Source organism: Flavobacterium sp. UGB4466 (assembly GCF_903469665.1).
In the GTDB taxonomy this organism is placed as follows: domain Bacteria; phylum Bacteroidota; class Bacteroidia; order Flavobacteriales; family Flavobacteriaceae; genus Flavobacterium; species Flavobacterium lipolyticum.
Genome location: NZ_CAGKLC010000144.1, coordinates 1 through 7776 on the forward strand (window position 1 = coordinate 1; position 7776 = coordinate 7776).

Annotated in this window: 9 protein-coding genes and 1 pseudogene; 1 reads left to right on the top strand and 9 read right to left on the bottom strand. The window is 33.3% G+C overall.

The window, feature by feature from the left end; all coding sequences use genetic code 11:
• The 6 genes and pseudogenes from JO950_RS20265 to JO950_RS20290 all read right to left on the bottom strand — a co-directional run.
• Window positions 1-1115 (bottom strand): annotated as a pseudogene (locus JO950_RS20265) (hypothetical protein); the annotation flags it as partial.
• A 36-nt stretch (window positions 1116-1151) separates the two neighbouring features.
• Window positions 1152-1496, bottom strand: coding sequence for a hypothetical protein (locus JO950_RS20270; RefSeq protein ID WP_202704257.1), 345 nt, complete (start codon window positions 1494-1496; stop codon window positions 1152-1154).
• A 357-nt stretch (window positions 1497-1853) separates the two neighbouring features.
• Entirely contained in the window at window positions 1854-2279 is a 426-nt protein-coding gene (locus JO950_RS20275) for a hypothetical protein (RefSeq protein WP_035684757.1), read from the bottom strand.
• 138 nt (window positions 2280-2417) lie between these two features.
• Window positions 2418-3749, bottom strand: coding sequence for a DUF2586 family protein (locus tag JO950_RS20280; protein ID WP_202704258.1), 1332 nt, complete (start codon window positions 3747-3749; stop codon window positions 2418-2420).
• 286 nt (window positions 3750-4035) lie between these two features.
• Window positions 4036-4215 carry a hypothetical protein gene (locus tag JO950_RS20285; RefSeq protein ID WP_017498028.1) on the bottom strand — a complete coding sequence of 60 codons (180 nt, stop codon included), beginning with the start codon at window positions 4213-4215 and terminating at the stop codon, window positions 4036-4038.
• 96 nt (window positions 4216-4311) lie between these two features.
• Entirely contained in the window at window positions 4312-4887 is a 576-nt protein-coding gene (locus JO950_RS20290) for a hypothetical protein (protein WP_202704259.1), read from the bottom strand.
• 263 nt (window positions 4888-5150) lie between these two features.
• Between JO950_RS20290 and JO950_RS20295 the strand changes: the two genes are divergently transcribed.
• Window positions 5151-5972 carry a S24 family peptidase gene (locus JO950_RS20295; protein WP_229998454.1) on the top strand — a complete coding sequence of 274 codons (822 nt, stop codon included), beginning with the start codon at window positions 5151-5153 and terminating at the stop codon, window positions 5970-5972.
• Window positions 5973-6075: 103 nt separating this feature from the next.
• Here JO950_RS20295 and JO950_RS20300 read toward each other — a convergent pair whose 3' ends face one another.
• From JO950_RS20300 to JO950_RS20310, 3 genes are all read right to left on the bottom strand, one after another.
• Entirely contained in the window at window positions 6076-6789 is a 714-nt protein-coding gene (locus tag JO950_RS20300; protein ID WP_202704260.1) for a hypothetical protein, read from the bottom strand.
• Between the two features lie 30 nt (window positions 6790-6819).
• Window positions 6820-7467 (bottom strand): hypothetical protein, encoded by a 648-nt coding sequence (locus JO950_RS20305; protein WP_202704261.1) that lies wholly within the window; start codon window positions 7465-7467, stop codon window positions 6820-6822.
• A gap of 19 nt (window positions 7468-7486) precedes the next feature.
• On the bottom strand, window positions 7487-7776 hold a 290-nt coding region (locus tag JO950_RS20310; RefSeq protein ID WP_202704262.1), incomplete at its 5' end, for a hypothetical protein.

Sequence of the window (7776 nt, forward strand, 5' to 3'; positions counted from 1 at the left end):
TTAGGACTGTCATAATAAAATTTCCAAAAAATATGTTTTCCTACAACTACAGTAGCTTTGTGCAATACTCTTCCGCTATTACGACCTGTTCCTAATGATTCATAATAATCTATATCTTTCTTTTTATTAGAACTCTGCCAAATAGTATCTTCTGTTGGGTGAAAATTGAAAATGTCATAGTAATCATTTTTAGGTGTGATTTCACTTTTATTTTTTTTAAAAGGGATAGTTGCTAATACTTCCTCTTTTGTTTTGTCATGTAATCTACCTTCAGGCGTAGTATGTCTATTTAATTTTAATACGCCGTTGCTGTCAGGTTTATATTCACTATTATTTACAAATTTGACCCATAATTCTCTTGTAATGTGTATTCCTCCTTCATTACCTGTTTTAGGATGTGGTCTATCACTTATTACTCCTCGATCAGCAAAATCGATTCCGTCCCACAATACAGCTCCTTCTGAGTAATCTTTTTTTCCTTGTAAAACATGAATTAGTCCTTTACGTGCATTTTTGCAAAGATTATCATTTTCGGTATCTTTTAATGATTCTTTCGATTTTGCTGTTGAATAGCCTGTAGAAAGAAGTTTTTTTGCAAATTTGCCTTGTTCTTCAATAGTCAGTTTTTCTCCTTTTTCAAATTTAACAGCATTAAAAGTTGCTTGAGTGGTTGCGGCGGCACTTTCAAAAGTACTTGAATCCTCAGATTTTATTACTCCGGCAATATAGCAAAAAATTTCATGTGTTATGTCTAATTTACTTACATTTAAAAAAGTGTCTTTTTCATTTCTTTTTCCGTCGCAAACGTACACGTCATTGACACTTCCTTTATTCTTCGTAGTATTTATTTTTCCCTCAAAAGTTCCATCTTTATTATAAAAATGACCATTTACATTTACAATAGGATCAAAAAGTATATCCTCGACCTGATCAAGTATAAGTGAATCGCCATAAGGTTGTGTAAGGTTATTTAGTTTGATATACTGATTCATGACGATTTCATTTTTATCATCCTCAATCTGCTGGCGCCAAATACTCAGCATGATTTGCCTGAACCTTGCCATTTCTGAAGTACTGGTATCTTTAAGTTCTATAGTATGGTTTTTAATAATCATTGAGATAGTTTTTAGGAAAGGGCAAAAAGGTGTTTGTTACAAAATTTCGACTTTTACGGGTTTTGGTTGGATATGGTCTGAGAATGCAGTAGTGATATTGAGACGCAAATCGTCTTCTTGTTCGATTTTGGCATCACCACCCAGGTAACAGTTTTTGAATAATACTTCGAGGGCTTTAAATTCGTCCATTTTTGAGGCTTGTAATACAGCAGAACGAATAGCGATATCCGGTTTTTTGAAGTAGGCAAACAATGTGGTTTCGTCATCGTCAGCAATGGTGAGTTTAACTACTTTTTTATGTTTGTGTTTCCATTGGTTGAGCTGCGCTTGGGTAATATTTCCGTCAAGAATGTTGATGCTTTTTGCTTTTTCTATTTCCATTTTTGAGAACTTTTGTTTGTTTTTATGATAAGGTGGTTGATGTCAGATTTAGGGAGGCGGTTAGAGGAACCGACTGATTTGTTTTCTATGATTTATAGAAACTGAATTATTTAAGGGAGTAAAAAAAGAGGCTGCCTGAGTTATTGTTTTGGAGTTGAATAGGCTCATAGCAGCCTCCTGAAGAAGAATCCCTGTTTAAAACGGACTAATAAAGAGCTTGTAGAATAAGTTTGCTGGCAAAAATCATGTTCTTTGAACTCCTTTTTTGCATAACGCAGTTGAATATTGGGTTTCTCTTTGAAGTCGGTTTTAGAGACAGGGAAAGGGCATTATAGTTTTAGGAATTGATCAGGAGGATTAATTCCATTCAACATGAGAACAGATTAAGTCAAAAGAAACTGCGATTTTGGTATCTCCCTGGCTAATTCCTCTACTATTAGAGTTGAATTCACAGTTTCTTACTGTGTGAGTGATTACTTCGTTGCTATCGTCCAGGTAACTTACAATAATGCTGAACGGATTAATATCCTGCAATCTTTGCCCTTTTGGTAAAGCAGCCAGAATGGCTTCTACTTCGTAGTTGTATAAAGTAATGGAAGCTTTGGCCTCATATTTTCCTCTACCTCTGTGTACAGGCATATCGCCGGCTCCGTAGTGGTTTTCTTTTGATACTGAGTCGCTATAGTTGACAGCGGTAATACCGGTAACAATGTTACCTGCGATACTTACTTCGATTGATGACCAGCTGTGTTGTTGTCCGTTAATTAAGGGTAACTTATTCATATGTTTCTTGATTTTTTATTTTATAATTCTGATAACGCTCCAAGCCTATAATCGGATTCAGTCATTATTTGAGACGATTGAAAGACGACAATATCCTGATGAGATTTTATTGTTTTTGAGAGATAAGAAAAGCTTAAATTATGCTTTGTCGATTCCGAAAGGATTTTTGAAACCTAAATCAACTTTGATTTTACGGGCAGTTCCAACTGGTGTAATTTCGGCTTTTACTTTTAATTCTGAAGTTGCCAAAATGTTTTGTTTTGGATCTACATACACATCAAAAGCAGATACTTCCTGATTGGCTACCATTCCCTCTAAGGCACTTCTGCATAATCCTTCGAAACTTTTTGAAACCGATTGTGGTAATTTACCATCGATATCCACTAAAACCGGTGAAGCTAATTTTGGTAGTAAAGCGGTACGTAACAAACGGGTTGCTTTATTGATGGTACGGTTGTTTTCTACATAAGCATAATCAGAGGTGCCGGTAGTGCAAGTGTGGCTGTCGTTGAAATAAAGACCCGGTAAGCCGGTATGTGTTTTGACAAAAATGTATTTTTTTTCATTTAAGGTTCTTGAATCTGCAAGTGATTTAATTGGCTGTCCTCCAATAAAACCTACCTTTGAAAAACCTTCACCGGTAAGATTGAATTTTTCGATCCAGGCAATGTTCTCCGATACTTTTGCTCTGGAAACAGCACCTAAGGCCAATCCAACTGCTGCGGTGTTTTTGTATACATCTTTGAAAGTGAATTCCAGATTGACCCCATTTGCTTGTTTCAAGCCTTTGTCATCACTTACGTTATAAAGATTGGAAGAATTTCTTACTTCAACTAGACTTTCGTTAGCAGCCAAAGCATACAATTTGTCATCTTCTGTTGTGGCACCTTTTTGAAATAATTTTTTTTCCAGGGCTTTTTCAACATCCATAGCAACTACAACAGATACATTTTCTGCTTTTAATTCAGCCAAATTGGAAGCTGTATCAGGATCAAACCCCTTTCCTTCTAGAATAACTTCAAAGGGCATGAAATCTTTGTAAGCAAGAGCTGCTTGTGTTTGTGCTTTTTTTGCAGCAGCCTCTGTTTGTGCAAATGTGGTGGTTCCGGAAAAAATAATTGCCATTTGGCGAATATTCCCGTTTGCCTGTTCCTGCATAGCCATTGCTTTTTCAACGATATTTTGATAAGCATCTCCTCCAGTGATCATAATATACAAATCTCCCGATGGATTCATCCTGAAAAATTGTTGAATTTGATAGTAGGCCGATTGTCCGTTTACGTCATAATCAACTGTAATTCCTAAAGCCTCTGCATCTTCTAGTGAAGCCAGACGTTTTATTTTTTCAAAAGCTAATTCTGAAGTTGGAATTCCGTCAAAAAGTAATCCTGAAACCATGTCCTGTTCCGGAGTTCTTCTTCCTAATCCGCCTGATAGTTTGGTAATCACTACATCGTTTAATGTACTCATAATATAGAATGTTTAAATGTTTAAAATTTGTTTTTTGTTTAAAAAAGGGCAAAAAGAAGCCTGTGATAAGTTGTTAAACTTCTCGTTTTTAGTTAATTGTTGTTTTGAAATAGTATTCGTAATCTAAGACCCAAAAAGTAGAAAAGATGCTTTTTGGAAGTCAATACAAGTAGGATTGTTACCTTAGATTAGGAGTGAATTTGTAGTCTGCCGGCGAGTACAAATTTAAGGCTCAAAGTGTGTTTTTCCAATTTTTTGGATGGTCAAAGCCAGTAGTTTCAGTCTATTAAGCGCTGGCTTCCAAAGACAGTCCTTCATTGATAATCGTATAAATAGTACGCTCTGTTAGGAACAAAGTATCCGAAAGTTCCGAAACCACAACTTTCATTTGTTTAGCTTGATTTCTATTTAGATAATTAATAACATATTCTCTTCTTTTGTCTAATAGTGTTCTGCTTCTTTTCATTTGTGGAGTTTTAATGGTAAGGATTAGTTTTGTTTTTGGTAAGGTGCTGCTTAATGATCGGATTGGGATTGACTTTCTTAGATTGCCGACTAGATTTTAGGGAGTGGTATCTAAATCTATAGTGCCTTTAACTTGGTTTGGATTTATGGAGATGATATCAGAGGTTAAATTGTATCCTAAGTCTTCCAAAGCTTCGTTGCTCAATCCGTTATTAAAGAGGATGTATTTCTTTTTTAAGGTATTTTCGATCAATGTGGTTTTGTAAGTGATCTCCCAAATAAAATAATCATTTTTATTCCAGTAGGTATGTTCGTTTGTGCATTGTTTCTCCCTTATTTTGAATGTTGAATTGGTATCAATATGAGTATTACTGTTGTTTTTAGATAATACCGCTTTGTCTACACGCTGTGCAAGATTAAATGCATTTGCGTAACTTGTTGATGAAATAGTGTCTACCGGTAATACAATATACAGGCAAAAAGATACATCGGCCTTATAGTTTTTTTCAGAGGATGTTTCCCAGTTGATGTTGTCGTATTTAAACATTACAATCGGTGTTTCGATAGCTGTTTTAAAAATAGCATCACTATAAAGTTGTACTGTTGGCGCATCAGAAGTAAACTCTGATTGAATTGCGTTTTTTTTCTCGTTATAAAAATCTTTTAAAATCATATGATGGATTATTTTTTGACAAATATACAGCATATGTTTTAATAAATGCAACATATTACAGTTTAAAATGCAATAGTTTCAGTAATATGATTTGTGGTTTTTTACTTTATATTCGAGCAATACGATAGGAAACAACTCTCAAATGTCTTTATATTCGGTAGTTATGCGAAAAAAAAAATAAAAGATGCGATTATTTGTTTTATATTATTTAGTTTTGCAACATATAGTGGAATATGTGCAGGTGTTAAAACATATTACATATAATGAATAAAGACAAGTACAACATGGAAATACATACTAAAATAAGACGTATTATAGACGAATTGAAGTTAAACAATAACTCATTCGCAAAGTTAATAGGAGTAACCAGTACTACAATCGATAGTATCACGATTGGAAGATTGCAATCTGATGGAGAAAGAAAAAGAACAAAACCTGGTTTTGATTTACTCCAAAGTATTATTACCCATTGCAATGTAAATCCGGAGTATTTTTTTGGAGCAAGCGATGAAATTTTTGTTCAGAAAACCAATGATGCGGTTGGCTTAAATTTACCAAAAATTATAACCGTAAATGAAGAGGGAGAGGAAAATATTAATTTTGTTGGCGTTAAAGCACGTGCGGGGTACTTGGATGGTTATTCGGATCCGGAGTATATGGAAACTCTGCCTTCGTTCAGTATGCCGATGCTTAAGAACGGAACCTACAGATGTTTTGAAATTAAAGGAAATTCGATGTCGACAACGATACATGACGGGGATTATCTTTTTGGTAAGTATGTCGATAATTTTGATGATATATTAGACGGAAGAATTTATGTGATCATCAGTAAGAATGACGGGGTAGTGGTAAAAAGGGTTTTGAACCGAATTAGGGAAAGTGGAAAATTGATCCTTAAATCGGATAACAGAGACGGGAATTACCCGATGTATTCTATTTATGCCGAAGATATATTGGAGGTTTGGTACGCCAGTATGTATGCCTCTAAACAAATGCCCGATCCTATTAATATTTATGAAAAACTTCATACCCTTGAAAGTAAGTTCTTCGAATTGGAAGAGACTTTGAGAAAGAAACAGAATTAGATAAAAACAGAAAAACTGCAACATTATGTTGCAGTTTTTTATTTATCATAGTATTTTTAGTTCAATATGTTTTGATACTTCCGGTGTGATAAAAAGAAGAAAATTAGTTTTCTTTATACTCATCACGCAATATGCCTGGTTCGTCTTCTAATACTTCATCACCACTTGGTTCTTCCAGATTGACACCAAACATTTCCATAATCTTTTTTTCTTTTTCAGCACAGAGATCTAAACCTTCTAATTCCTTATTCGTAAAGCTTGTTCTTCGAAATATTTGGCTGGGAAATGCGATGTAATCTTTCTTTTTTCCGTTTTTTACAAATAATAAAATAATTTTTGGATAAGTATCTTCTATGCTGTTGCAGCCTGTGATTTTGTATGGACGAATCGTTATATTATCATATTTTATTAGAAAGTGGTTAAACAAAATATCTGAAATTTTATTTAGTTGTTCTTGGGTAACCACTGTTTTTGAATCATGAAATTTTGTTTTGATATAATTCCGAGGTTCTTTATCAACATGATATTTTGGCGTAATGACGTATACAGAATCATATTTTGAGAAGGGAAATAACATCGTTCTTTCTTTTACCGGAATTTTGAAAAAAGAAACAAGTGAGTCTTCTTTTGTTTTTGGTTCTGGAGGAGCTGGCGGTAGATTTAATAAAGCGTTACGAAAGTTTAAATTTTCATGATAGAATTCGCAATTATTATTACAATAACTGTTTCTAAGCTGTGAGAGTTTGTTTTTTTGAGCATTACTAACGGTCATAAATGAAATAGTTAGTAGAAGTGAGAGGATCGTTTTTGTTGCCATAGTTTGTATGATTCTTCAATCTGCTTTAAATCATTTAGAAGGTGAAGTAAGAATTTCATACTTTGTCCTGACGCCCATTTCATTAAAATATTTTTCTAAATCATTGTACATATAATCGCTCAGATCTAAGTTTTCTATTTTTCCGAATGTTTCTTTTGTTTTACATTCAAAGCTTAGCTCTAAATATTCAAATACTTTCCCAGTCTCATCAAAAAATAAGATAGCATTTCTGGGCAAATAACAACCTCTAATAATCTGTGAACAATTAGTATTTAATCTCGAACAACTGTTATACAATATGTCCGATAATTTTTCTACTTGCGGAAGATTTAAGGTTTTAATTTGAGTTACATTTTCCAGAGAAAGTGAATCTAAATTATTTCTTGGCAGCTCAAGGCCAATATTGTAATCCAGAGTTGTTACAGTTCTTCCAGTTTCTTTATTATAAGTTGCTTTTGAGATTCTTGTCATACCATCAGAACTTAAATTGTACGATATGATTTTTATTTGCGAAGTTTTATTAAAAGGATAAGAATTTATTCGTTTTGAAAGATTAAAGTTTGCAGAAGTTTTATTTTGGGACCTGTTCTTTTCAGTTCCGGATGTTTTTGATACCTTAGGTTGACCATTTACGATAATTGCAGTGAACAAACTCAGATACAAAATAGTTTTTAGCATTTTTATAAAATTTGTAGATTCAATCTTTAATCAGTTGTATTGTTATTTTTCGATCTTTACCAGGTTTAACACGAATGCTATCTTTATTAAAAATTAAACCTATATCGCCACTTAATGCTTTTGTAATATTATCCTTGTTCCAAATGCTTTTTTCTTTATCTAAAATATTTGGAGAAAAATAACTTGTTCTAATAAGTAAAGAAAAGGTATTCTCTTTTCTAATTGGGGTTTTCCATACTTCATAAAAAAAATAATTTCTATCTTCCTTTTTAATTGAATATATTACAAACTCTCTTAGTTCTTTATTTT